This window comes from Halalkalibacter hemicellulosilyticusJCM 9152 (genome assembly GCF_000513115.1).
Taxonomy (GTDB): domain Bacteria; phylum Bacillota; class Bacilli; order Bacillales; family Bacillaceae_D; genus Halalkalibacter; species Halalkalibacter hemicellulosilyticus.
Genome location: NZ_BAUU01000027.1, coordinates 40,668 through 65,867, shown reverse-complemented (window position 1 = coordinate 65,867; position 25,200 = coordinate 40,668). Strand labels below are relative to the sequence as shown.

22 protein-coding genes and 4 pseudogenes are annotated in these 25,200 nt (G+C 35.0%); 6 read left to right on the top strand and 20 right to left on the bottom strand.

The genetic code is table 11. The features are described from left to right. The 3 genes and pseudogenes from JCM9152_RS16185 to dcd all read right to left on the bottom strand — a co-directional run. A pseudogene (locus JCM9152_RS16185) lies at positions 1 to 186 on the bottom strand (IS4 family transposase); the annotation flags it as partial. A 609-nt stretch (positions 187 to 795) separates the two neighbouring features. Then, positions 796 to 1,140 (bottom strand): hypothetical protein, encoded by a 345-nt coding sequence (locus JCM9152_RS16180; RefSeq protein WP_003320839.1) that lies wholly within the window; start codon positions 1,138 to 1,140, stop codon positions 796 to 798. Continuing rightward, entirely contained in the window at positions 1,137 to 1,832 is a 696-nt protein-coding gene (gene dcd, locus JCM9152_RS16175; protein ID WP_003320838.1) for a dCTP deaminase, read from the bottom strand. The genes JCM9152_RS16180 and dcd overlap by 4 nt, the downstream gene beginning before the upstream one ends. A 638-nt stretch (positions 1,833 to 2,470) precedes the next feature. Between dcd and JCM9152_RS16170 the strand changes: the two genes are divergently transcribed. Then, on the top strand, positions 2,471 to 2,860 hold the full coding sequence (locus JCM9152_RS16170) for a cytochrome b5 domain-containing protein (protein ID WP_003322272.1): 390 nt from the start codon (positions 2,471 to 2,473) through the stop codon (positions 2,858 to 2,860). 188 nt (positions 2,861 to 3,048) lie between these two features. Here JCM9152_RS16170 and JCM9152_RS16165 read toward each other — a convergent pair whose 3' ends face one another. After that, positions 3,049 to 3,459, bottom strand: a complete 411-nt coding sequence (locus tag JCM9152_RS16165) for a GrpB family protein (protein WP_003322273.1) — start codon at positions 3,457 to 3,459, stop codon at positions 3,049 to 3,051. Between the two features lie 314 nt (positions 3,460 to 3,773). Here JCM9152_RS16165 and JCM9152_RS16160 point away from each other — a divergent pair, with 314 nt between their 5' ends. Then, on the top strand, positions 3,774 to 4,310 hold the full coding sequence (locus JCM9152_RS16160) for a site-specific integrase (RefSeq protein ID WP_052016020.1): 537 nt from the start codon (positions 3,774 to 3,776) through the stop codon (positions 4,308 to 4,310). Between the two features lie 319 nt (positions 4,311 to 4,629). Here the strand turns inward: JCM9152_RS16160 and JCM9152_RS16155 are convergent, their stop codons facing one another. From JCM9152_RS16155 to JCM9152_RS16105, 11 genes are all read right to left on the bottom strand, one after another. Then, complete coding sequence (locus JCM9152_RS16155) at positions 4,630 to 4,869, bottom strand: hypothetical protein (RefSeq protein ID WP_035346263.1); 240 nt, start codon at positions 4,867 to 4,869, stop codon at positions 4,630 to 4,632. Between the two features lie 93 nt (positions 4,870 to 4,962). Continuing rightward, positions 4,963 to 5,217 (bottom strand): SHOCT domain-containing protein, encoded by a 255-nt coding sequence (locus JCM9152_RS16150; protein WP_003322276.1) that lies wholly within the window; start codon positions 5,215 to 5,217, stop codon positions 4,963 to 4,965. A 276-nt stretch (positions 5,218 to 5,493) separates the two neighbouring features. Then, on the bottom strand, positions 5,494 to 6,207 hold the full coding sequence (locus tag JCM9152_RS16145; RefSeq protein WP_003322277.1) for a DUF881 domain-containing protein: 714 nt from the start codon (positions 6,205 to 6,207) through the stop codon (positions 5,494 to 5,496). Between the two features lie 345 nt (positions 6,208 to 6,552). Further along, on the bottom strand, positions 6,553 to 8,439 hold the full coding sequence (locus JCM9152_RS16140; RefSeq protein ID WP_081728081.1) for a copper resistance CopC/CopD family protein: 1,887 nt from the start codon (positions 8,437 to 8,439) through the stop codon (positions 6,553 to 6,555). A gap of 37 nt (positions 8,440 to 8,476) precedes the next feature. Continuing rightward, positions 8,477 to 8,662, bottom strand: a complete 186-nt coding sequence (locus JCM9152_RS16135; protein ID WP_003322280.1) for a hypothetical protein — start codon at positions 8,660 to 8,662, stop codon at positions 8,477 to 8,479. Continuing rightward, positions 8,659 to 10,071: a sensor histidine kinase gene (locus tag JCM9152_RS16130; protein ID WP_034634015.1), complete on the bottom strand. Its 1,413-nt coding sequence runs from the start codon at positions 10,069 to 10,071 to the stop codon at positions 8,659 to 8,661. Before JCM9152_RS16130 ends, JCM9152_RS16135 begins: the two co-directional genes overlap by 4 nt. Beyond that, positions 10,068 to 10,763: a response regulator transcription factor gene (locus JCM9152_RS16125; protein ID WP_034749212.1), complete on the bottom strand. Its 696-nt coding sequence runs from the start codon at positions 10,761 to 10,763 to the stop codon at positions 10,068 to 10,070. The genes JCM9152_RS16130 and JCM9152_RS16125 overlap by 4 nt, the downstream gene beginning before the upstream one ends. A 349-nt stretch (positions 10,764 to 11,112) precedes the next feature. Then, complete coding sequence (locus tag JCM9152_RS16120; protein ID WP_035346261.1) at positions 11,113 to 11,319, bottom strand: hypothetical protein; 207 nt, start codon at positions 11,317 to 11,319, stop codon at positions 11,113 to 11,115. A gap of 124 nt (positions 11,320 to 11,443) precedes the next feature. Then, positions 11,444 to 12,178: a cytochrome c biogenesis CcdA family protein gene (locus JCM9152_RS16115; protein ID WP_034634016.1), complete on the bottom strand. Its 735-nt coding sequence runs from the start codon at positions 12,176 to 12,178 to the stop codon at positions 11,444 to 11,446. 30 nt (positions 12,179 to 12,208) lie between these two features. After that, positions 12,209 to 13,021 (bottom strand): cytochrome c oxidase assembly protein, encoded by an 813-nt coding sequence (locus JCM9152_RS16110; RefSeq protein WP_034749227.1) that lies wholly within the window; start codon positions 13,019 to 13,021, stop codon positions 12,209 to 12,211. 311 nt (positions 13,022 to 13,332) lie between these two features. Continuing rightward, positions 13,333 to 13,536: a hypothetical protein gene (locus JCM9152_RS16105; RefSeq protein ID WP_034633974.1), complete on the bottom strand. Its 204-nt coding sequence runs from the start codon at positions 13,534 to 13,536 to the stop codon at positions 13,333 to 13,335. Between the two features lie 294 nt (positions 13,537 to 13,830). Between JCM9152_RS16105 and JCM9152_RS24360 the strand changes: the two genes are divergently transcribed. Then, positions 13,831 to 14,181: a four-helix bundle copper-binding protein gene (locus JCM9152_RS24360; protein ID WP_081727747.1), complete on the top strand. Its 351-nt coding sequence runs from the start codon at positions 13,831 to 13,833 to the stop codon at positions 14,179 to 14,181. 153 nt (positions 14,182 to 14,334) lie between these two features. On the opposite strand, the gene JCM9152_RS16100 is transcribed toward JCM9152_RS24360, so the two are convergent. Then, positions 14,335 to 14,973 carry an NAD(P)/FAD-dependent oxidoreductase gene (locus JCM9152_RS16100; RefSeq protein WP_034633972.1) on the bottom strand — a complete coding sequence of 213 codons (639 nt, stop codon included), beginning with the start codon at positions 14,971 to 14,973 and terminating at the stop codon, positions 14,335 to 14,337. A 128-nt stretch (positions 14,974 to 15,101) separates the two neighbouring features. Further along, a complete protein-coding gene (locus JCM9152_RS16095) occupies positions 15,102 to 17,339 on the bottom strand; it encodes a spermidine synthase family protein (protein WP_034633970.1) in 2,238 nt (745 codons plus the stop codon). A 404-nt stretch (positions 17,340 to 17,743) separates the two neighbouring features. Between JCM9152_RS16095 and JCM9152_RS24320 the strand changes: the two are divergent. After that, positions 17,744 to 17,904, top strand: a pseudogene (locus JCM9152_RS24320) (C39 family peptidase); the annotation flags it as partial. 88 nt (positions 17,905 to 17,992) lie between these two features. Here the strand turns inward: JCM9152_RS24320 and JCM9152_RS16090 are convergent. The 3 genes and pseudogenes from JCM9152_RS16090 to cadC form a co-directional block, all read right to left on the bottom strand. Next, positions 17,993 to 18,661 carry a CadD family cadmium resistance transporter gene (locus tag JCM9152_RS16090; RefSeq protein ID WP_003322298.1) on the bottom strand — a complete coding sequence of 223 codons (669 nt, stop codon included), beginning with the start codon at positions 18,659 to 18,661 and terminating at the stop codon, positions 17,993 to 17,995. A 116-nt stretch (positions 18,662 to 18,777) separates the two neighbouring features. Continuing rightward, positions 18,778 to 20,949 carry a heavy metal translocating P-type ATPase gene (locus tag JCM9152_RS16085; protein ID WP_003322300.1) on the bottom strand — a complete coding sequence of 724 codons (2,172 nt, stop codon included), beginning with the start codon at positions 20,947 to 20,949 and terminating at the stop codon, positions 18,778 to 18,780. Further along, positions 20,942 to 21,309: pseudogene (cadC, locus tag JCM9152_RS16080) on the bottom strand (Cd(II)-sensing metalloregulatory transcriptional repressor CadC). Before cadC ends, JCM9152_RS16085 begins: the two are co-directional and overlap by 8 nt. A gap of 270 nt (positions 21,310 to 21,579) precedes the next feature. On the opposite strand from cadC, the gene JCM9152_RS16075 reads away from it, so the two are divergent. Together JCM9152_RS16075 and JCM9152_RS16070 are read left to right on the top strand one after the other, a co-directional pair. Continuing rightward, on the top strand, positions 21,580 to 22,134 hold the full coding sequence (locus JCM9152_RS16075; RefSeq protein WP_003322302.1) for a recombinase family protein: 555 nt from the start codon (positions 21,580 to 21,582) through the stop codon (positions 22,132 to 22,134). Between the two features lie 30 nt (positions 22,135 to 22,164). Continuing rightward, positions 22,165 to 25,119: pseudogene (locus tag JCM9152_RS16070) on the top strand (Tn3 family transposase). Positions 25,120 to 25,200 lie beyond the last annotated feature (81 nt).

Here is a 25,200-nt window from a genome sequence, read left to right as displayed (position 1 = left end):
GACAAGGGTAAACCAATTTTTTTGATGAAAGATCAGACTAAAAACAAGCTGAAACAAATAGGCACATGAAAACCCAAAGTTTTTTCGAATACCTGCTTGGCGAAGGTGTTTTGATACTTGTAATTCAGAGAATACTGCAGAAAGTTCATTTGGTAGTTGCTCATTCGAGTGTTTTTCCTTTATCATAGAGAAGGCACCTCTTCTTTGTGGTAATGGTTTCTAGTCAATTCCACTATACCAAAGAATCAGGTGTTTTTTCTGTTTAAAAGCACTCGTCAAGTAACATAATTACTAGTTCTTAAAGCTTTGATAGACCTACTCAATGGTCAATTTTCAAGGTGCGAAAGTTGAGTAATTGATATTTTTCTTGCGGGGATGGGATGTTACAATCTTTTTTTCAAAGGTGAATTTCAGCAATTGTATTAGAAGAATAACAAATCTATTTCTTTATCTAAGTATTTCTTGAAATGTGTATTTCAATAATGTGTCATACTCCCAAGCACTTCCATGCAGGGGAGTATTCGTTATGCAGAATTCTTTGATGTATAAAATACTTTACCCAAATTTTAAAAATGTATTCTTTAGTGGCTTTTTAATTGGAGGGATATAAGTTGCTAATATCACACCAAGCGTGAAAAACCTATGAATCTGATAAACGAAAGACATTTCGAATTTAATAATTGTATAAAAGCAAAAACCGAAAGTTCATTTGAAATTCAAATGAACTTTCGGTTTTCTTGTACAAAGTACATATTTCATAGTGTCGGAGATAGGGGTTAAATACTGTTAGGATCTTCATTCACTCCAAAACGTAAAAAAAGCATGAATGACAATATTTATTAATGCTACGATTGCTACAACTACCCAATACTCCTCATTAACACCGTACGCAATAAGGATAGTCAACAATATGCTTAGGCTAGCGTATACAAACTTATTTCTTTTCCTTTTAATCGACTTGGGAGAGTCTTTTTCAAGCTCATCTCTAAAGGCATCTAAAATAGAATCAACTTTCTTGTCAATATGGCCCTCTTTAATAAGAAATTGAACCATAGCATCCTGGTCAACATTTTCAGCGGACAATTCTTGTTTAGTTTCTGAAATGACATGCCTTCTGACTATTTCCCTTAAATTACTCATTTATCCTTTTTGCCTTTCTTAAACTCTTTTCTCGCAATATCAGCTAACTCTTTTGCAGCTAACTTAATATGAGACATTAAGTGTTTACCTAAGTCACTGGCCATTTCTTCAGAAACTTTCTTAACTCCTTTTTCTTTAAGAAAATCTTGGATTTCATCATCTAAATGTAATTTAGAAATACTAACCTCTGTAGCGTCCATGTATCTCGCATCCTGCTTTTCATAAGGTTTTAGCGGTTCTGTTTTCAACTCGAATAACGCCAATTGACAAATTTTAATACCAGGAATAAGTCTAAAACGAACGGGTGTATTGTTTACTGCAATTAGACTAATTTGTCCGCGATACCCGGGATTCATATAGTGAGCAGGACTAATCATTAGACCCAGAGACTTTACTCCATACCGCTCATATATGCGAGCAGTCATATTATGGGGAACCTTTAAGAATTCATGTGTCTGAATCAAAACAGATTCTTTTGGTTCAAGCCAGAACTCATCTACAGAAATATCAAACTTTTCATAGTGATCCTCAGTTACTTCCTTACCTAGTATAATGGGCTCATTGGAAGAATAACGTTTAACAACTGTATCTAACGTTAAGTTGATAGTCGCTCCTTCACAATACTCCGGATTATATGGTGTTATCAATTCTTCCTCTATTGCTAGGGTGTGCAAATCACGATCACTTAACATTCCTTCCTCCCCCTTTCCATTTTCATTTTGTTACCTTAATATTGCCATAAAAAATGAATTTTACAAGGGGGAACATGTGAACTAATGTATAACCTTGAAAAATATATACTTCTTTATTCTCTGCATTTCCACAAAAGACCACTTCATTTGAAGTGAAAATAAAGTTATTTAATTTTAAAACCTCAAATACGTATACCCCCGTCCTGCTTTAAGGATGGAGGTAAATTAAAGTTGTTTAATTTTTGATAAAAAATATTTTCCATCGAACTAAAAAATAACAATAAAGTCTTTTGAAGTTTTATTCCATAATAGCCAGATTGTGAAATTCCTTTTTTTGAACAGTATATTTGTACTATGCAGCAAATAGATCTGTTGTTTTTCGTAATTTCTTCTTCAACATAAGCACCCTTTAGTTAAGTACGGTATTTCACAAATCCCACTATATTTCACTTGAAATCTCCTCGCGTAATATCCATTTTTTCATTCTGCCATTAGTATATTTGACAAAAAAGTGACCACATTTTTAACGGAAAGTGAACAATACGTTAAATGTAATCAAAATCTCTTTTAGTGAGGGGAGATAACATTTAACATATAACTATATAAAAAAAGTTTTTAAAAATGTAGGGGGCAAGAAGATGAAAAAATTTAAAGGTTTATTAGTACTGTCAATGACGGCTTTTGTTTTAGCAGCTTGTGGTGGGGACACAACAACTGAAGAACCAGATACGTCGACACCGGAAGAAACTACAGAGGAAAATACTACAGAAGAAACAGAAGCTTCAGCAGTTGAAGAAGGTCAAGTATTCACACTGGAAGAACTTAGTGAGTATAATGGGCAAGATGGAAACCCCGCTTATGTAGCGGTTGACGGAGTCGTTTACGATGTTTCAGATATTGGAGCTTGGGAAGGTGGAGAACACTTTGGTGGAGTAATGGCTGGTGCTGACAACACAGAAGAAATTTCAGCATCTCCACACGGCTCTTCTGTATTGGAAAACTTACCAATCGTCGGTACACTTGAATAACAATAAGAATGAAACAAGACACCTAGTTACGATTCAAATAATCGTAACTAGGTGTCTTTGTTTAAAGGTGGCGGGAGAGCTTATTACAATCCCAGTGTTGTCTATAGTCTTGAGTTTTGGAGAAGTTCGTTAACAAAATAAACATTAGGTGCTGCAACTGACAACTTTGAGTTCCGCTCTAGCACCCGTTAATTGAATAAGTTAGTTTTTCTCCACGTCTCTGCTTTATCATCAATTGCCTTAATATAATTGTTCTTGCCTTCTATATACTTAGTTATATTTGTAGGGGATTTCTCTGCCAATGTTTGTTTCAATTCACTGTACTTTATAGCTTCCTCTGGATGTGCAATCATATAATCCCTAAATGCTAAGTGACGAGCAATTTCTTCATTACCTTCTTCGTAAAAATGAACATGATGAGTTCTATTATCGCCACCCTTAATAAAAAAACGCCTTTTAGGAATTCCGTATTCACCCATCACTTCATAGCCTAATTGTTCCATCTCGCTATTGAACTTATCAACTTCACTAATGTTAGTAACCTCAACCATAATATCAATTACTGGTTTAGCTTTAATATTTGGAATGGGTACTTCCAATATGATACACAATTTCGTTTTTAAACAAAGCTTTAAGTTTCTAACTTTCCTCCCGAAACATTTCTAACCATTCCTCACTATATGGTAAAACCTCAACTCTTCGCATTAAATCACCTCTTACATAATAAATAATTAAACAACTCATCAACTCTTATTGCACTAAACTGCTTCGTTCAGTTTAAGTGAATTCTTCACAAAGTAACCAACCTTGACACATAAATAATACCAGAAAAGGACTAATTGTCGTTCTTGTTTTTCATAAAATTGGAAATCCCCCCCTTAAAATACACATAATACATAGGAGGGAACAAGCTGTGCAACTAACCAAAGCCTGGGAAGCATGCAAAGCTGAGAAACGAATTGAAGGATTTTCGCCCCATACCTTGAATGCCTACCGACTGCAAGCAAATCTCTTAGTCCGTCACTTCCAAGATATTAAACCCCAATCCGTTACAACCCAAGGTATTAAAGATTACTTAGCTTTATCCAGCGAAGGATTAAAACCATCGAGTCTTGCTCATCGTGTTCGATTTATCCGATCATTTTTTCGTTGGTTATACGAGGAAGGTCATATAACCACTAATCCTGCTGCCAAAATCACGGAACCAAAAGTAGGAAAACGAATCCCAAAGTTCTTAACAGAACGTGAAATTGAACATTTAAGGGAAGGTTGCCATCCCCCGATGGAGAAGGCCTTGTTTGAGTTTATGTTTTCGACGGGATGTAGAATTGGTGAGATTGTTTCATTAGATAAGGATTGTATTAATGTTGGGAATCGTTCAGCGATTGTAAGAGGGAAAGGAGATAAAGAGCGTGAAGTGTATTTAATAGCAGATGTGATATTTGGTTAAAGCGTTACCTTTAGTTGAACAACCTATTGGACGTTTTAAATAACTTTATTGTAAATGTAACAACTTTATTTGTATTTAAACGACTTTATTGTCAATCGACATTCATGACAACGATGGAAGATTTAGACTTTTTGAAGTTTTTGAAAACTAAGGAAGGTCTAGACCACACTTTCTGTTCCCTTGAAAAGATTTATTGCCTGTTAGCATTCAGCAATTTATGAAGAAGGTCACGAAAAGGTCTTCTATATGCGAACGCACGTTGCACAAATAAAGAGGAAGGGTACTCCTTCCTCTCATACTAAAAAATTATTTAGAGTTCCTAATTTGTTTCAGTCTCGTCGCTTCCATATGATTCCATAAAGTTATTGCATGCATCCATCATATTCTCGCCTTCTAAGGAATTCATACCTTCCATCATATTCATCATGTCACCATTCATCATATTCATCATGCCATGGTTTTCATTAGCTTGAGATATTCCTGAGAACCCCATTGTTCCTACGACTAAAACAGAAGATAATCCAAATGAAAAGAGTAACATTTTCGTTTTTTTCCGCATGTTATTCACTCCTCTTAATAATGTATTGAATTTATTTTACATTTTTAGTTTAGACTTTAATTTTGATGAAACTGTGATAAATACTGATTTAATTTAATTTTTTTCTTTTAAATACGTATATTTTTGTTCGAATTCACTTTGCGTTAAATCTCCTTTTGCAAACCGTTCTTTTAAAATTTGAAGTGATGTATCTTGGTCCCAATCTTGAGAATTATTGTTAGAATCCTTTTTATTTAAAAGTCTCATGACTAATACCAATCCACCATAAATGATTAAACCTAATATAAGAATTACTAAGATCATGTACAAAATCATACCGAGATTCATCATTCCCCAGTTCATCATCATGATTAAACACCTCCAATTATTTAGACTAAATGATTCCTTAGATTAAATCCAAATTATCCTTGCTACTCAATTCGGTCATAATATATTTCTTATTTCAACTATCCTTCGTTACTTTTATTTTAAAATATAAATGTGATAAAACTTTGATACATCTAAGAAAACAGTTTGCTAGTTTTGAAAAAAATAAAGAACTACTGTGTATAAACGCGAATCCAAGGTTCGTGTGTCTCAATATTTACATAAATTAATATGTTTACTATCTTTATACACATGTAATCAACCTTCTGTTAGGTAAGAGTCTAATAGAATATTAGTTTTTTTCTGTATTCTTACTGTTACTTCATCATTAATTAACTGATGCTGAACTCCGCCATGTAGGGTTAAAGCTGCTTCTAAATGATCAGCATCCCCAATCGCCGTAATAATAAAAGGAGCTGATGAAATATTTCCGTCTACACTTATTACAGGCCCTATACATTGAATAAATGATGAATGTCTTAGGCGATACCCATTTACGGCAATTGCTTCCGCTCCAGCAACATATAATTCTTGGACCACCTGTTGGATATGTCCTTCATGAACAATGTAATCATTCGGATTAGCCCCGTTAGGTAAATAGTCTGAATCCTCTAATGAGATTTCAATTCCTGGTCCAGTTACTTGCACTTGTCCTACAATCTTTCTTAACCTCTCTATGTCTTCGAGCAAATTTTCTGCTTTTTCTTCACTTTTTTCATTAACGGTGCTTAAGTTTTCTTCAAGTTCCCGTACCTGATATTGATATAACCTTAACTCCTCTTGAAGCATTTTGTTTAAGGATTGTTCCATGATGATTTGGTTTCTAAGTTCATTTTCCTGTGCCCATGTCGAATTCAATCTATTCAGAGGATCATAGTTACCTGAATCTGTAGACTCATAATTCACCACTAAAATAAAACCAGTCAAGAACAGGACAAAAAATAAAATAATATGTTTTCCCCTTATCTTCAATCTTCTCCCCCTCTTCTAAAACTAGTTTTCAACCCAAGAATTCTTTAAGGGTCGCACACTCAAATGGATTAACCGAGTTTTATAAAAAACATAACCTTAGCTGTATGACATCTTGAGAATAGCGGTAGAATCATCATCATTTTGACACTACTAGAGAAATAATCTTTAATTACTTTAACATTATTTACCAATAAAAGTATAGTTATCTGACTATGTACAAAAGTAAACAGTGGAGAGAAGCATATTCATAGCCAGTAAAGGGCCCTTAGAGAAAAATCTAAGAACCCTTTCTGTGAGAAGCGTGACATTCTTTATACAGTTGTGTCGGCAATCAAAAACGAAGCATTACATATCGCCGGGCACTTGTATTTCATATGGAATCATTAAGTTTTCGCCACTCGTTTTAGTGACATGAATATTTAAATAGGTCGTACCAGAACCATGTAATAGTCCACCAGTCACTTGAAAAGTCCCTTCCCCTAACGAAAACGCGGTTATCGTTCTGGTCATAAAAGGTGGCATAAAAAGCTCAACATCAACATTCTTTATATCTTCTGATTGATCAAATTTTATAATTAAATCATTATATCCCATCTGAAATGGTGTCAGTGATACAGAGACATCAACAGGAGAATAAAGATCTGTGGGATAAATTCCTTGTTCAGCAGCCTTGGGTGACGTGTTGATCATTGATGCTGCAAAGAAAAGAATACTCATTCCAATAATGAGTTCGGTTCTTCCTAAGATAGCGGTAAGAGATGTATGATTATGATCAATACCGCTTTTCAATAATCTCATTTGATAGAATCCTATAAAAGTTATAACTAGAAATAAAATCACCTTAAAAAGGAGAAACTGCCCCCAACTACTTATCATTAAACTGTCCATAGTAAAAGAAGGAAGATAACGCAATAGCATTCCTATACCTGTTAAACTCATAATAAATATACTTATAAGTGCGTACTTGGAGAACTTTCGACCATTTTCTTTTAGCCATTTTAAACCTTCCTCTTTAGGTATCATGACTATTAATGCAAATAATCCACCAAGCCAAATTGCAATAGAAAATAAATGCAAAGCATCTAACGTTATTGAGATAAGCCCACCATACCGATCTGATACAGCATGACCTGATAATGCCCACATCATAATCGTTCCAGCTAACAATAATATCTGTCCTATCATCGACCTAAGAAAAAATGCAATAAGTACAAGGACAAGTTGAAGGACCATGCCCCAAACAAATTGAAATTGAATAAACTCCACTACTGAAATATTAGTAATTTCATCCTTCCGAATTGTAATAAGTAGTAGAAACCCTACAACACTCATGATGAAGAAGATCCGTTTCATCTTGTTCCACCGGTTGGTGTTTTCACTACCTTTTGAAATCAATAATTGAAAAACCATACTACCAAACAAGATGAAAACACCCAGATAGGACAGCCAACTAGCAAATTCAATCAATCCGACATGTTGCCATCCCCCCATTGAAACTCTTTTTCCCTCTGGAGGGGTAATAGATGTGACTTCATCCACTGCGAAGTAGAAAATTCCATTTTTACTTTTGTTATCTTTACGTACGTACCAATTAATTTCATATGTCCCTTTTGATAATTTCTTGTCTAGCTCTATTATATAGTGGGAAGCATCAGCTGGATTTACATAAGTTTCTCCTATCGGTACTAAACTTTGATTATCATCATAGATCGCAAAAACCTCTAATTCTATCTCATCAGAGAACCATAGTTCAATTTTGTTTGGAGAAGTTGGTACGATCTCCCCATCTGCTGGAGCGGATTGAACGAGGGTTAGGTTTCTCCAATAATCTAATTCTGAAATTTGTTCCTTTTTAATTTCAAATTGGAAACGCTCTTTAATTTCATGTCCATCCATGGCAATTGCGAAAATCTCTAATGTATACCTGCCATCTGATAATAGAGTTTCAACCGGTAATGTTACTAAACGTTTGTCAGTAGGATCAATCACCGCTTTTCCGATTCGAACGTTTGATCCGATCGAATTGGTTAAGCGAATAGACTCTGAATAGACTTCTACAGGTTCAGCAAACAAAACACTAATACGTTCTGGTGAATGGTCCAATATTTCATTCATTCCCGGACTTATTTCTTTTATTTCTGAATGGGCTTCAACCGCAGTACCGTCTACCAGTGAAATGAATATTGTCAGAAAGAGAATAAGACCGGCTAGTAAGTCTTTTTTTGTCCACACTCCATACACACATCCCTATTTTTTCTCATACAATTGCTTACTTTCTTTTTTTGAACAACAGAAAAATTAGTCCAATCGTTAGAGATGGAATTCCTACCCAAAGACAAATTTTTAGGAGAGAGATGATAAAATTCTCGTCCGTCGTTAACGTTAAGGACATACTTAAACAAACTAACCCAATAAGCAAAAGCAGACTAACAATGACCCAGTCTATCCATTTCATATCTTTTCTCCCCTCTCCTTGTTCCCAATATCATTAGGAAAAGAAAGAGTAAATTGGGTTCCTTCGTTTTCCTTACTCGTTATATCTATTGTACCACCGTGTAACTTTACTAACATTTTAACGATGGCTAATCCCAATCCGGTCCCTCCGAATTCTCTTGAGCGAGATTTTTCTACTCGGTAAAACCGATCAAAAATAAATGGAAGTTCGTCGGCTGGAATTCCTGATCCGGTATCTTTGATAATGATGTTAATTTGATTATCACCTTGCCTGAACTCACAGGTTACCTCACCGTTAGTCGTATGCCTCATCGCATTATCCAATAAGTTGGTAAAAACTTGTTCTATTCGTTTTCCATCTCCATAAAACAAGGAAAGGTTTTCATCCACTTTAACCGTAAATAGAAGATCTTTTTCTTTTGCTTTTAATGAATATTTCATATCGAGGTTATCGGCAAGTTCTGTTAAATCGATCCACTCCTTATTTATGTCAAACTTCCCTTCTTCCATCTTCGACAAATCAAACAAGTCTGATATAAGATAATTTAATCGAGTTGCTTCATGTTCAAGGATTGATAAATACTGTTCTTTTTCTTCCTCCGTCTGATACAGCTTTTCTTTCAAGACTTCCGAATAACCCATTAAATATGAAACCGGTGTCTTTAACTCATGAGAAATACTAGCAAAGAATTCACTTCTTGTATCATAGTGCCTCTTTAGTTCCTGAGTTAGGTTGTTAATGCCAACAGCAAGAGAACCGATTTCATCTTTTGATCGTACAATCACTTTTGTATTTAAATCCCCTTTGGCAATCTTTTTTGTTGCAGCCTGCATTTCAAGTAAAGGTGACGAGAGCTTTCGTGAAGCAATAAATGTAAACCCAAGAGCTAGAAAGAAACCTCCAACACCAGCAAGAAGAAACAACTGTCTTACCGTAGACATCGAATCATACATATCATTAAGTGGAAATAACATGAACAGACTACCTTTGAATTGATCAGCATTTATTGGATGACCATACAAAAGATAAGGAATGTCAGTGAACGGTTCTACGTATTCATAGAAAACAGGCCTTCCTTCAAAAAGGTTTTGCAAGTCGAACTCTTTAATGTTTATTTCCAGATCATCCGTACCTGTAAACGTGATCATATCTCCATCTTCGTCTAGTAAGAAGATTTTTTTTTGTGTAATATTTCCTGCCATTTCGACCATTGGCGTTGACATTAACATTTGATTATTCGCTATCATCTGGGCATAATTTGACGTTAATTGATGAGCTTCCTCTTTTGCCTTATTGTAATAATAATTACAAAAAACCTGATCAATGACATAAACAAAAGGTGCGAAAACTAATAAAAAAACGGTAATCATCGTCAGCCCTAATTTTACATCAATTCGATTCCATCTCATGTGTCTATTTCCTTTAACTTATAGCCGACACCCCAAACCGTTTCGATGATAGTAAAGCTCAGCCCTTCTTTCTTTAATTTCAAACGAATACTTTTTATGTGAGAATCAACCGTTCTTTCATCTCCGAAAAAATTCACTCCCCAAATTTTCAAAAGTAACTGGTCCCGGTTAAACACTTGCTTAGGATTCAAGAGTAATAATTTTAATAACTCAAATTCTTTAGGGGTTAAATGAACAGGATTGTCTTGAACAAAAACTTTATGATCATCCACATCCATTTTCAGCTCGTGGAAATGGAGTTGTTTTGTTTGCGTTGTTTGATTTACAACAGCTCTTCTTAAAAGTGCATTCACTCGTGCGATAAGTTCTTCTGGTTTGAAAGGTTTAGTTAAATAATCATCCGCTCCAATATCGAGTCCCTTCACCTTGTCCGTTGTCTCCGTTCTAGCTGTTAACATTAATATAGGCAAAGCCAAATTTTCTTTTCTAATTTCTTCACATACTTCCCAACCATCCATCTCTGGCATCATTACATCTAAAATAATAAGTTGAAAAGAATGACATTTCATTTCTTTAAGCGCTTCTTTCCCATTCACAGCTTCCACTATGTTATATCCTTGCTTGGATAAATGAATTCGAATTAGATTTCTCATATTCCATTCGTCATCAACAATTAGAATTTTAGTGTCCATGTTCTCCCTCTTTTCTATATAAAGAATCTTACTTATAAAATATTTTTTTACACAAATCTACTTGAAAAGAAGAAAATGGAGACAACTCAATTAAAAGCCTCCTCCACCGATTGATTTTACTATAATTTAGACCTATTGTGAGTTTGTTAAGTGGGATAAACTTACAATAAGGTTAGTTACTTTTTTCCCGTTTATCGAAGGGGTCATTCTGTTTATTAATCAAAAATTCATAACCCTCTGGTTTTCTTTTGATAGTAGCATAAGAGTGAATCATCATCGCAATTATTAGTAAGAATAAAAGTATGATCGGAACAAAAATTGATAATTTCTCCAAACGTACTCCCTTCCATTATTGTGACCTTTTTAAAGAATCAATTTCCTTCATCAACTTTTGATTTTGTTCCATTAAGTGATTCATATTTTTTTGTAAATCTTTTCCGTTTGGTTCACTCTTATTACTGTTATTTCCATCAGACATCCTTTTCATAAAGAAAAATACCATCACTAACATTAAAGGACATAATAATAGTGGAAGATAATAAGCTAAATTTTCCATAGTCAAATACCTCCTAATTTTTAAATCTATTTATATTATAAAAGGTAATTGTGTTGAAATTTTGAAGAAAAAAATATAAATTTCCTTTTGAATTAGATCATGGTTTAATGCAACACATACTTCCTTAAATCCCCCAATAAGTTATTGTATCTAAAATCCCAAGTATGATCAGAAAGCCCCCTGCAACTCTCTGTATCCATTTTCCGATGTTTCTTCCTTTTTTCAAAAGTGTCCCGTTTAATCCAAAAGTCCAGATGAGATACATTGTAATGAACAAAGGAATCGATGTACCAAACGAAAACACAGTTGGTAAGATGAATCCGTATGAAGTAGAAAGGGTTAACGGCATTAGCAAAAAGAAAAAGATTGAGAACATGGTTGGACAGAATCCTAATGAAAAACTACTTCCTAAAAGAAATGCCCCCCATTTTCCTCTGTTTTTATCACCAGCTTCTCTTTGTTTTAGACCGATAGACCATTTCCATGTGATGAGTCCAACTAAATAAAGACCGATTATGATAAAAATGGGCCCAAGTATTTTACGTATCCATGGAAGGTAACCAATTAGTTCTTGTTGAAATTCAGAACCTAATATCCACACTAGTAATCCTAACCCCGAAAAAACAACGACTTTCCCAAGTTGAAAGAATATAACTTCTGACCATGGAATAGCTTTTTGGATAGACCGATTCCCATAGAGTGTAATGGCACCTACATTTCCGGTGAATTGACACGGTGCAGCAGCTGCTAGAATTCCAATAATAAGCGCTGCTAAAAGCGGAATATGATCAAAACCATACATTAGTTGAATTAAGGGATCATATAATAATCGACTAATAGAATTAAATACATCATACATATTACAAACCTCGCTTTATAGTAATCAATTTTATGAAGCATCCTCATTTCGTATTTCTACATTTTCTTTTTTTCTTTCTTTTTTTGCCCACCGGAAAAAAAGTATTCCAATGATTGTAATAAATACCCCTTCTTGAACCAGCTTCATTACAATCCCTCCAAGTTGTTGATCATCTTTTATTGATAAGAACGAGATCAATTGAGGAGCATTTATATAGGTTGTATAAAGTACGTTATTAGAAAAGATAATTAAAGCGCAAACCGGTGTAATTAATACACTATTTAAGAAAATGTAGCCTAAACTTTTCAATTCAGATAACTCGTAATTACTTTTGGAATGAAGAATGGATAACCACATTGTAAAAGCTAATATTGTGAGAATTAAATGATAAACAGATTGATATAGATGGTTCAAACGTAAATAGTCAAATAGACTTGGATAATGGTATAGGGAAAATAATCCATTAAATAAAAACGATGCGATGATCGGTTTGCTCAATACTCCTAGTAATCCCCTGCTTAGTAACCTGGAGATGAAAGGATGCTTAGTTAATTGATTAGGTAGTCCTATAAGAATCAATGGTGGTGCCACAAAATAGACTATTGCCTGTTCAAGCATATGAGCACTAAACAAATAGTTGTGTCCGATTAAGTGAAGTGGACTTCCTACTGCAACATAAAAAACCCATACTCCTATAACAAACGATACGGCTTTTCCTTTACTGGTCCTATTAGCAACTTTTTTAGTGACATAGAAATAAAAAAATGTAATAAGAAAAATAAGGATAAGCCACCCTATATTCCATAGCTCTTGGTAACTGTAACTTTCAAAAATATAATTCATCATCTTATCTCCTACTTTTATAATCAAGCGTTCTTACTATAGCGGAAAAATGTGATAGATTTATGATGAAAAGTAAAAATAAAAACTACGTAATATCCATGAAACTAGGTTCATAGTGAGAAAAAAACCAACAAACAGATTCCTTACAAGTGTCAATGGAATTTCATAGAGATAGCAAGAAGAAACTCGAGGATTGAAAGATCCTCGAGTCTAATTTGTTATTATTTTCATTTAACCAGTATTCATACAAGGAAATCTCCTTAAAAACTTTTATGATACTAAGTGTTTTATTGACTAACCATCCTGGTTCATTAATTCGTACATCCACTTGTCATAGGGCATTCAGGAGCAGTGGCACAGTCAGAAACCCCGCGTTCCATTTTTTGTGCACACATAGCTACATGTTGTCCCTTCGACATTTGCGCACATTCCGCAACTCCGTTTCCACTAGCAAAAGCAGGAGTACTAATTGTCATGGTTGCAGCTAATACAAATAAAGCCAACTTCATTTTCATTCCATTTCCTCCTCATAAGTGTATGTTCATTACAAGAAAAGAATATAAAAAAATTGTGATGAAAATATGATGGAATGGAAAAGGTTATTCTTGAAAATAACGAAGCAGTATCGAGACCAGGAAGTCTTCGTTAGTTTTTTATCTTATCATACTGAGAAATTAAATAGCTGCCCGTTTGGAACTCGTAAAACCCTGAAAATTAGACTAATGCCTAAAGCATAGGTAATCAACTAGACATACGATGAACTTGTGATATAAGTTTTTTTAATTTAAGGAATTAAATTGAATCATACTATGTCTTATCATATGGAAAACCACATGTCACAACACAGAGCACTTGAAACGGTTCAACATTGTGAAGCTATTTGTGAATTTACCGAGTATTCTATTTTGCAAATGGACAGCTCAAGTCACAGAAAAGAGCAATTGCGATTACTTAGAGACTGCGCTGATATTTGTACGTTAACTGCTAAATATATGGCCCGTTGCAGCGTCTTCGCTAAATCTCTTGCTTCGTTATGTGCCCATATTTGTGAAGTTTGCGGGAACCACTGTTTACATCACCCAGACGAAGTTTCGCAACGATGTGGTCAAATGTGCTTACATTGTGCTCAAGGGTGTCGCGCCTTTGCTATGGGTGCATAATTATAGTAAAGCTAAAGATAAGAAGTGAATACCAATGGCTAGGTAAAAACAAGTGCGCTACGTAATAAGTAGCGCAACCTTAGCTGAACCTATTTCTTCCTAAATCCTGTCAACAGTTTATTACTTTCAGTAGATTGAATTTTTGATTATCATTTATCTTTTTTTTAGAACTTGCTGCTGTAAATTTTCAAAGCCGAATCGATTAATAAACTTGAAAAACGGTTCTCTTTTTTTTCCAAATTCGTGATAAAGATCTAGTATATCATCCACCATCGCATATAATTGTTCAGGTACTAGTTGTTTCTTGAACAATGTACCTACCTTAGCATCTGCTCCCTTGCTTGTGCCACCGATGTATAAATCGAACTCATTTGTACCTACTTTAATAATCCCAATGTCATTGATTAATGGTTCACCACAACCAACTCGACATCCCGTATATGCTGGTTTGAGGGTAAAAGGCACTTCCCTTCCCGCAATTCGTTTATTTAACTCGATAGCTACCGGCATCCCTTCTTCCTCCGATCCTTTACAAAAATTACAGGTACGAAGGCTTTTAACAAAACTTCCAACCGGATAACAGATTAAACCAGCTTCTGTAAATTTTCCTTTTACTAACTCCAGTTTATTTTCAGACACATCAATATAGAGCTGTTGAAACGTTGTTAATTCCAATTCTTGATCATCATTCATATATTCAGCTAGAACTCGTAATTGTTTTGCATTTAACTTTGCCCCAAAGGATATCCCAGCATTCACAGCAAGTTTAACAAGTTTCTCTGTTTGACTCATCTATTCTTCCCACCTTGTTTGTTTTAACAATGTATTCTAACTAAAGTTACATTACCCTAGTAAGGTATGTCAATAACACAATAAGAGCCAGAATTTAATTCTGGCTAAGGAAAAATCACATTTCTGATTTACATTTTTAACAGAGGTTGAAAAATAAATAACAAGAGATAAACAACAACCCCTACTATTATTGTAAGATTCATTCCAAACGTTAAAGATAACATGGCTGCTACTATTGAACCGGCAACCGTCATTAAACCGTTGATCCCCCAACTAATTGAAATTTGATGTTTTTTAAGCCTACTCATCCCATATGGAAATGGCATTCCTATAAAAAAACCTACTGGGATAAGCATAGTAATGACAAGCAAGGTTCTTTGAAATGTGGAGAGTGCCAGCTCAGACTGATAGTAAAAATGAATTAATAGATACACGACAGATGTTAGAAATGCCACAAGTAATATTGGGACAAATCTTCTATCCTCTTCTCTTTTCCATTTAGTCGAATAGGCACTTCCAATTCCACCGGAAATAAGAAGTGTTGTTAATACGATAACAAATGCCCAAGTAGGATGCCCTAGAGGCAATGTCAGGCGTTGTATCAGCGTTACTTGAATAAGCATAAAACCGATTCCAATCCCACTGAAATAAACCATGCTTCCAACTGGAACTTGCTTTCGATAAATTAAACTCATTACAGAAGCGCCAAGACTTATAAGAATCAAACCAAACCATAAAAAAGAAGGAATCCCATCATTCTTATGAAAAAAGAAAGGCTGAGCATCTCGGTTTGCTTTAAAAGGGATGGCCGTATCATGAAGCCTGTTTGCTAAATCTTTGTAGTGATCAAATCTATATGGAACATGTAAGGGGAGCTGTGCGATATTCGCGGCAGAGTCGAAAAGTTTCGTCGCTTCCTTTTCTGTAAATGGATGCTTTTTCAAAATAAGCAGTGGCCGTTCGATGCTTCCCGGCTCGGCTACTACATGACCAAAAATGTGTTGACTACCGACAACGGCTATGTGATTTTTAATTTCATTAGATGGAATTCCCCTTTCTTGATAATAGCTTTCTGCACTATGGATGACTTTAGCTAGCTCCTTTTCGTCGTGAAGTAGAAATGAAAGTTGGCCATTTTCTTTGAGTTTATTAAAATAGTCACGTAACGCTTCATTCGTATAAATGAAATTTTCCGTTAAGGCTAACCCTAGTCCACTATCAGATTGCTTTGTTACCAGTGAAAGGAATATCAAATCATAAGTATTTGTTGTCTCACGAATATAATTTCGACCATCAGCTACAATCGTTTCGACACCATCTCGTTCAAATACATCCCCAGCAAATGATCGAAGTGAATGAACGGCGTTAAAGCTACCTTTATTTATGTCTAGAGCTTCAATCTTGGAATAGCCTGCCATTTCAGCAGATAAGACTTCTTGTCCACCACCACTTCCAATAATCAATGCCCTCTCTTTTTCTTTTGGATTCTGAAAAGCTAAATCACTTGTATTCATTTGCAAATAGTCTACTGTATTTAGGTCTCCGTCAAAACGAGAAATCGAAGAAACAGCACCTCCGTCTATCGTCATATACAAAAAATCTCCGTCTTTTGCATCGTAAACATCAGTGCGTGAAAATGAATCCCATTCAGAATAGATAATGTTTCCCTCTTGTTCAGAAAACGTTGTATATGGACTTGTTTGATAAGACAAAAAACGGTCCGTTGTTAAGAAAGGAGAAAATATATTTAACATCAATAAGGCTAGTATCATGATTAACATAACTTTTGCAGCTTTTTTTAAATGAGTAAATACGAGAATACTCCCAACTAAAAATAAAGCAAGTGATATCATAGATATCATTGGAATAGGGGATAAATGATTCATCAAGAGAATGGCAAAACTCGCCCCAAAACTTGCTCCGACTAAATCGATGAAATAAACAACATGAACTTTAGTATGTAATTTTTGAAAAATACTAGCTAAAATATAACCAGTAAACAAAAATGGTACTGTTGAGAGAATGGAGTAAAAGGTGATGCCTTGAAATGGCGTAAGATAAATTAATGACGTTACACCTATTAGCAAAACACCTTGCCCACATAGTGCAAGTGGATATAGACTACGGAAAAGAATAGGAAACTGATAAGCAAAATATCCTCCAATTCCAATTCCTAATGTAGCTAACGAGATGACAAGAAATACATAATTGTAATCAAAAATAACTGCAAACAAACGTGTTAAAAAAATTTCAAACATGATCATCGAAAATGCAAAGAAAAAAGTCAGGGATAGATCTTTTATTAATTCTGGTTGTAATTTTACGAAGACTGATTTTTTCTTAATATTTAAAATTAGTTCTTGCATAAATCAATCACTTCCTGTGCGAGAGTTTCACAAATAATTCTTGCCTCAAATCTAATTCTTTAACCCTTGAAACTCCATAGGATGTAATAAGCATTAAATTGGTTAGGAGTAAAAAAAAGGACGAACAAAGAAAAGCCTGGGGTACCACCAACAGTTTGACATAAAACCCACGCTAAGCAAATTTCGACATAAAATAAGCCTATGATTCCTACGCTAAGAAATCATAGGCTTATTAGTAACTATTATAGTAGTTTTATTATCTGTATAATTCCAGACATATTTCCATTTGGTTATTCATGCAATCAATCCAAACATGCTGGTACTTACCATTTTTAGGGTTCCTTTGTGGTAACTCCTCAGTTTTTTCTATTTCACCTGTGTTGCAAATTAATCTAATAGGGCTTCATAAGCTGCACTCTGTATTAGTAACAGGATATGATATGACCAATGCTATATTTACTTTAGTGATCCACTAGCAAACACAAAGAATAGAAAGGCCAAAATAGCAGACTTTGAAGCTGCATGGGTGCAACTGGGTAGACAAGCAATTACTTATATCCAATAGTTAGTTGGTTAAGGTAGGTTCCGTTATTTGTAAATAAGAAAAACAAAAGTCCCAACTGTTAACTAGAGGGACTTTTGAAGATTATTTTTTAATAATTTATTAAACTCAAAAGGGCACTGAAAGTTTCGTTCTCCACCATGATATAGATTCCTAAACCAATAAAGACAATGGGTATAATCCATCTACCGTAATTCTCTAAGGTTTCAGAGACATGTTTAAAAGCTGCCAAACGATATCCAATAAAACACCAAATCGCAACCATAATAAAGAAAGTAATAACCGTTACTGCTAGTTGGTTCATGGTTAAAGTAGAGAAGAAAGGAACATATATTCCAATGTTATCTCCGCCATTAGCAAATGTTATAAATGCTACACTTAAAAAGACACTATTATACTTTCCAGAATTTAAACTTGAAAGAATTGCATTTTCATCCTCATCTTCTCCCTTTATAAACAACATAATCCCTAAATAGATTGGGATTAGTCCAAGTAATCCTACCCATTTCTCTGGAATTAACATAACTCCAAAAGTTCCTAAGAGACTAACTACTACTAACAAGGTAAAACCTAGATATTGTCCAATAATTATATCCTTAGGGGATATATGCTTATTCTCTGTCTGGTTACCTTTTAAACCTTCACTCGTTTTCACCTGTGCTTTTGCCTGTGAAAATAGCAGCATCAAAACAAAAATATCATCAATATTGGTAACTATAAATGCCCCTATTGCAGAAATAACGTTCAAAATTAAAGTCAATTACATCAACTCACTAACTGATTTTTTATTATATTTAGAAGTTATACTAATAATGAGTCCTTTTTAAAAAAGGAATTTCCATCTGTCTGGAAGAGCCCTTTTTAGCACTTTTTCCTTTATTCTTTCACTCTCATTAGTCGCAAACCATTTAGAGCTACTAGAAGGGTTGCGCCCATATCGGAAAGAATGGCAATCCAGAGCGTTAACCAACCTGGGATAACCAATAGTAAGGCAATAAATTTAATAGCAATTGCAAAAGTAATGTTAGCTTTGATGATATTAAGAGTTTTCCGGCTAAGTTTTACAGTGAATGGAAGTTTTCTTAAATCGTCTCCCATTAGAGCGACGTCTGCAGTTTCTAAGGCTGTGTCTGTACCAGCTCCACCCATTGCAATCCCAACTGTTGAGGCCGCCAATGCAGGTGCATCATTGACCCCATCTCCTACCATTGCTACGTTGCCATACTCGGATCTCAACTGTTTAATAAAGTCTAATTTGTCCTGTGGCATTAATTCTGCCTCTATATCAGATACTCCAACCTGCCCTCCGATAGCATTCGCAGTACCTTTGTTATCACCAGTAAGCATAATTGTTTTTTTGATTCCAAGTTGATGTAACTTTTGAAGAATTTCCTTACTTGACTCACGAACTTCATCAGCAACTGCAATAACTGCAAGTATTTCTTTTTCGGTTCCAATAATCATGGCTGTCTTACCTTGATTTTGAAGAGTAGTAACATTTTGCTCTAAGTCTTTATCGAAATCATTAGTCAATAATTCCTTAAAGAGTTTCGGGCTACCGATGTAATAAGTCGTCCCGTTTACGATACCCTTTATACCCTTTCCTGTGATAGAAGAGAAATCCTCTACCTGTACGTCAGAATAAGTAATGTTTTCTTCTTCTGCTTTTTTCATGATGGCTGAAGCAAGAGGATGCTGAGAACGATACTCCAATGCAGTAATAATGGATAGTAATTCTTTTTCATTTATCTGTTTGTTCAACACATTATAATCAGTTACAGCTGGGACCCCTTTTGTTAATGTTCCTGTTTTATCGAATGCAATAGCCTTTAAGGCGCCCATTTCTTCTAAATACACTCCGCCTTTTACAAGGACCCCTTTTTTCGCAGCATTTCCAATCGCTGAAACAATAGAAATAGGAGTCGATATAACCAACGCACAAGGACAACCAACAACAAGAACAGCTAATCCTTGATAAATCCATGTTTCCCAACTGCCATCAAAGAATAATGGAGGGACTATAGCAACTAATGCTGCAATGATCATAATAATCGGTGTGTAATATTTTGCGAATTTATCAACAAATGCTTGCGAAGGAGCACGTTCCCCTTGTGCTTCCTCTACAAGATGAATAATTTTAGAAATTGTTGTATCTTCTACAAGTTTCGTTATTTCTACTTCAAGTAATCCTTCTTCATTTAAGGTACCTGCAAATACTTCATTATCAACCGTTTTCTCGACAGGGACTGATTCACCTGTAATAGCTGCTTGGTTAACGGCAGAGTACCCACTTACAACTACACCATCCATCGCAATCTTTTGACCAGGTTTTACAATCATGATATCCCCAACAGCAATATCATCAACATGAATCATTATTTCTTGTCCATTACGTCTAACAAGTGCCTCTTTAGGAGCGATATCCATTAATGAACGAATCGATTGTCTTGCTCTATCCATAGAGAATCGCTCAAGTGCTTCACTGATTGCAAAGAGAATAACAACAATGGCAACTTCTGCCCATTCTCCAATAATAGCACCACCTATAACAGCCACTGTCATAAGGGTTTTCATATCAAATTCAAAACGTAGTAAGTTTTGCAAACCAACTTTAAAAAGTGATAATCCTCCGATAAACATGGATGCTAAAAACAATAAGGTAGTAACAATGTTCTCTTCTCCATTCACATACGAGGAAAGATAACCAAAGGCAATCAATAAGGAAGCATAAAGTAGAGTACTATGCTTTTTATAAAACGGCACTTTATCTTCTTTCGTATCTTCTTTTACCTCTTGTGATGCTTGGCGAGCAGATTTTTCAGGTGTCACTTTGAGATTCTCAAATGCACCTGCTTTTTCTAGTTCTTCTATCGTTGCATTACCATAAACAGCAATTTTAGATGCACCAAAATTTACTTTTGCATCCTCAACTCCAGATAGCTGTTTTACATTTTTTTCGAATTTACCCGCGCAGTTTGCGCAAGTAAAACCTTGTACACGATAGGCCTTCATTTCTTGTTCAGATGTTATTGCCTTTTGATCAGACATTGACATTCACTTCTTTCTTATGTTCTAGTACAATCATCATTATTTGTCTAATATGTTCATCGTCTAACGAATAAAACGCTAGTTTTCCTTCTTTTCTATATCTTACAATCCCCTGCTTATGAAGGTCCTTAAATGATGAGAAGCATTTGCCACCGTAATACCAATAATATTTGCTATATCACACACACATAACTCTTCATCTTGACACAAAGCATAGGTAATCTTTGCCCTATTTTCATCCGCAATTGCTTTTAACATTTGGGCAACACTAACAATATCGATTGTTTTTAAATCACCTTGTATTCGATTGACCTTTTCCTCGTCATAACAAAAAATTTCACAAGTATCTTTCTTATTCACATTATCACCCCATTGATATTCAAGTGTTCACTTGAATATAGTATATACCTTTCCTTGGTTAATATTCAAGTGAATATTTGAATGAAAAACATAAAATGATTTTTCTAATAGTAATTCCCATTAACGAACGTTTAAGGGAAAAACTTTACCTATCTATAGTACACATGATTTTTGGCGTTTTCTAATCCCTAAACCCTTCCCGTATTCATCTTCCCTAAAATTGACTTATAATCCGAATTAGGGAACAATTATTCTTGGGGAGGGAATTTAATGGGAAAAGTTTTTGGATATGCTCGTGTTTCTACTCAAGATCAAATTTTAGATCTTCAAATTGATGTTTTAGAAAAAGCAGGCGCAGCTGTTATTTACAAAGAGAAAATAACTGGAACGAGAAAAGAACGTCCAGAATTAGAACAACTCCTAAAGGCTATAAGTAAAGGTGATTCTGTGGTCGTTTATAAGTTGGATCGTATCTCAAGGTCTACAAAACATCTAATTGAATTGGTTGAAACCTTTGAAGAAAAAGAGGTCAATTTTATTTCCATACAGGATAATATTGATACATCAACAGCTATGGGACGTTTTTTCTTCCGAACAATGGCGAGTATTGCTGAACTAGAACGAGATATTATCAGTGAGCGTACAAAATCAGGATTACAATCTGCAAGAATGAGAGGCCGAAATGGGGGGAGACCTTCCAAAGACCCCAAGTTGGTGGAACGTGCTTTAAAACTACATTCATCTAAACAATATAGCATCAAAGAAATTACGGATATGACGGGTGTTAGTAAATCAGTGTTGTATCGAGCTTTAGAAAAAAATTAAACCTTCGGGTTGGATTAGGGGGATTTTCCTGTGTATCTAAGAGCAAGAGAACTACTTACACCTGATCAAAGAAAGGATTTTTTGTTAATCCCGTCTACTTTAAGTAATTGGGAATTAGCGTATTACTATACCCTTACACAAGATGATATTGAGGTAATAAGACGTAGAAGAAGAGATCATAATCGATTGGGATTCGCTATTCAAATTTGTCTTTTTCGTTACCCTGGTTGGTCTCTTTCAGATATCAAGAATGTTCCTGATAAGGTGATAAACTATGTTGCTAATCAGTTACAAGTAGATGCAAGTGAATTTAAGCTATATTCTGAACGAGAGCAAACGAAACATGAACATATGGAGGAAATACGAAAGTATTATGGTTTTTCTAATTTTTCAGCACAGTCATATCGGATTATTTCACAGGCATTACTCCCCCATGCAATTGAAAATTCAAATGCACTGTTCCTAATAGGGATGACTTTAGAAGAAATGCGAAAGCGAAAAATCATTCTGCCTGCTATGACAACGATTGAAAGATTAGTATGGGAAACAAGGCGAAGGGCAGAGGAGAAAGTATATAATTCACTCTATAAACCGTTATCTCCATGGCAAAAACAACAATTGGAGAAATTAATTGATACCCCTTCCGATAAATCCAAAACTAAGCTTGGATGGCTAAGGGAAATACCAGGTCAGTCATCACCAGATGCTTTTTTAAAAGTAATTGAGAGATTAGAATATGTTCGTTTATTAAATCTTTCAACAGAGTCCGAAAATATTCACTCGAATAGGCTGCTTCAGCTTGCTAGCTAGGCGCCCGATATGAACCTCATTCCTTTCGGAGGTTTAATGAGAATAAAAGGTACGCTATTCTTGTAGCTCACCTTTTAACTCTTAGTCAAGATCTAATCGATCAAGCTATCGAAATTCATGACCGCCAAATTATGATCTTACAGTCAAAGGGTAGAAAAGCACAAGAAGAACTGCAAAAGCAAAATGGAAAATCTATCAATGAAAAAGTACTGCACTTTGCGGATATTGGTGAAGCTTTAGTAAAAGCACGAAATGAAGAGCTAGATCCATTTGAAGTATTAGAGAAAATAATGCCTTGGGAAAGGATTGTTGATTCTATAGAAGAAGCAACACGTTTAGCTCGTCCTATGGACTACGATTACTTAGATTTGTTGGTCACCCGGTTTAGTTACCTTAGAAAGTATACACCGGTACTTCTCAGTAAATTGGAGTTCCGTACGACTCAGGCTTCTGAGCCTTTATTGCGCGCTCTAAATGTCTTGCGTGAAATTAACAATAATAAGAAACGCCATATTCCCGAAGCGCGCCATTGGATTTTGTGCCAAAGAGATGGCAGAAACATGTCTATGATGAAGATGGAAATATTAATCGAAAGTATTATGAATTAGCAGCATTAACCGAATTAAAAAACCATATCCGTTCAGGAGATATATGGGTTGCTGGAAGCAGGTTACATAAGGATTTTGAAGAATACTTAGTCACTAAAGATAATTGGGATGAAACTAAGAATACAGGCAATAGATTAGCTGTTGGTATGTCAGCTCAAGAATATATAATTGAGAGAAATACTGCTTTAAATGAAAGATTAGATTATATATTGGAAAACATAGATTCTCTTGAGGGAATAAGTATTGACAAGTCAAGGATACGACTTGACCGTTTAGAGAAAGATACACCGGAAGATGCCAAATCTCTTAGCCAAACTTTATATAACATGTTACCACGGGTAAAACTTACTGATTTATTGATTGAAGTTTCAAATTGGACAGGATTCGATGAACACCTTGCTCATGCGTCTAGTAATCGTCCACCTAAGGGAGAAGAAAAGTCTATTGTAATGGCTACGATTATGGCTATGGGAACCAATATCGGTCTTACCAAAATGGCTGAAGCAACACCAGGAATCACCTATCATCAGTTAGCTAATGCAGCCCAATGGCGATTACATGAGGATTCTTTGAGTAAAGCTCAAGCTACTTTAGTAAATTTTCAACATCATCTTTCTTTATCAAAATATTGGGGAAATGGGAGTACCTCATCTTCGGATGGCATGCGTGTACAAGTTGGCGTCTCTTCTCTTCATGCTGATGCTAACCCACACTACGGAACAGGGAAAGGAACTACTATCTATAGATTCACCAGCGATCAATTTTCTTCTTTTTATACAAAGGTTATTAACACAAACGCTAGGGATGCTGTACATGTCATCGATGGATTGCTTCATCATGAATCAGAATTATCCATTGAAGAGCATTATACGGATACGGCTGGTTACACCGATCAGGTTTTTGGATTAAGCCATATATTAGGTTTTCGCTTTGCTCCTAGAATGCGAGATCTATCTGACTCTAAACTTTATGTCATGGATAAATCCAATGTTTATTCAAAGATTGACAGCATTCTACGAGGAAAAATCAACATTAAGATTATTCAAGATAACTATGATGATGTCTTACGATTAGCACATTCCATACGGGAAGGTAGAGTATCGGCTTCACTTATTTTAGGAAAGTTAGGATCTTATTCTCGCCAAAATAAAATGGCAACAGCATTGCGAGAGATGGGTAGAATTGAAAAGACAATCTTTATATTAGACTATATTTCTAATGAAACATTACGCCGGCGTATCCAAAGAGGATTAAATAAGGGTGAAGCTATGAATGGATTGGCAAGAGCCTTATTTTTTGGTAAACGTGGAGAGTTACGGGAAAGAGGATTGCAAGATCAACTTCAACGAGCTAGTGCCTTAAATATTCTTATAAATGCTACTACAGTTTGGAATACCGTTTATCTCACAGAGGCTACAAAGATATTAAAAGAAAAGGGCTTATTAAAAGAGGAGTTATTACCTCACATTTCCCCATTGGTTGGGAACATATAAATTTACTTGGAGAATATTTATTTGATTCGAAAAAGGTACCCAAATCAAATGAATTACGACCTTTAAAGATATAAAAATTATGCTGATATCTCCTTAGCGTTGGTGATATCAGCTTATGTTTTCCATTTATTGTCTTAACGTGGGTTTTATGACAA

Coding starts and splice junctions, on each gene's coding strand:
- JCM9152_RS16180 (WP_003320839.1), bottom strand. CDS start 1,140: ATGAGTAATTTAAGGGAAATAGTCAGAAGGCATGTCATTTCAGAAACT.
- dcd (WP_003320838.1), bottom strand. CDS start 1,832: ATGTTAAGTGATCGTGATTTGCACACCCTAGCAATAGAGGAAGAATTG.
- JCM9152_RS16170 (WP_003322272.1), top strand. CDS start 2,471: ATGAAAAAATTTAAAGGTTTATTAGTACTGTCAATGACGGCTTTTGTT.
- JCM9152_RS16155 (WP_035346263.1), bottom strand. CDS start 4,869: ATGCGGAAAAAAACGAAAATGTTACTCTTTTCATTTGGATTATCTTCT.
- JCM9152_RS16150 (WP_003322276.1), bottom strand. CDS start 5,217: ATGATGATGAACTGGGGAATGATGAATCTCGGTATGATTTTGTACATG.
- JCM9152_RS16135 (WP_003322280.1), bottom strand. CDS start 8,662: ATGAAATGGATAGACTGGGTCATTGTTAGTCTGCTTTTGCTTATTGGG.
- JCM9152_RS16130 (WP_034634015.1), bottom strand. CDS start 10,071: ATGAGATGGAATCGAATTGATGTAAAATTAGGGCTGACGATGATTACC.
- JCM9152_RS16125 (WP_034749212.1), bottom strand. CDS start 10,763: ATGGACACTAAAATTCTAATTGTTGATGACGAATGGAATATGAGAAAT.
- JCM9152_RS16120 (WP_035346261.1), bottom strand. CDS start 11,319: ATGGAAAATTTAGCTTATTATCTTCCACTATTATTATGTCCTTTAATG.
- JCM9152_RS16115 (WP_034634016.1), bottom strand. CDS start 12,178: ATGTATGATGTATTTAATTCTATTAGTCGATTATTATATGATCCCTTA.
- JCM9152_RS16110 (WP_034749227.1), bottom strand. CDS start 13,021: ATGAATTATATTTTTGAAAGTTACAGTTACCAAGAGCTATGGAATATA.
- JCM9152_RS16105 (WP_034633974.1), bottom strand. CDS start 13,536: ATGAAAATGAAGTTGGCTTTATTTGTATTAGCTGCAACCATGACAATT.
- JCM9152_RS24360 (WP_081727747.1), top strand. CDS start 13,831: ATGTCTTATCATATGGAAAACCACATGTCACAACACAGAGCACTTGAA.
- JCM9152_RS16100 (WP_034633972.1), bottom strand. CDS start 14,973: ATGAGTCAAACAGAGAAACTTGTTAAACTTGCTGTGAATGCTGGGATA.
- JCM9152_RS16095 (WP_034633970.1), bottom strand. CDS start 17,339: ATGCAAGAACTAATTTTAAATATTAAGAAAAAATCAGTCTTCGTAAAA.
- JCM9152_RS16085 (WP_003322300.1), bottom strand. CDS start 20,949: ATGTCTGATCAAAAGGCAATAACATCTGAACAAGAAATGAAGGCCTAT.
- JCM9152_RS16075 (WP_003322302.1), top strand. CDS start 21,580: ATGGGAAAAGTTTTTGGATATGCTCGTGTTTCTACTCAAGATCAAATT.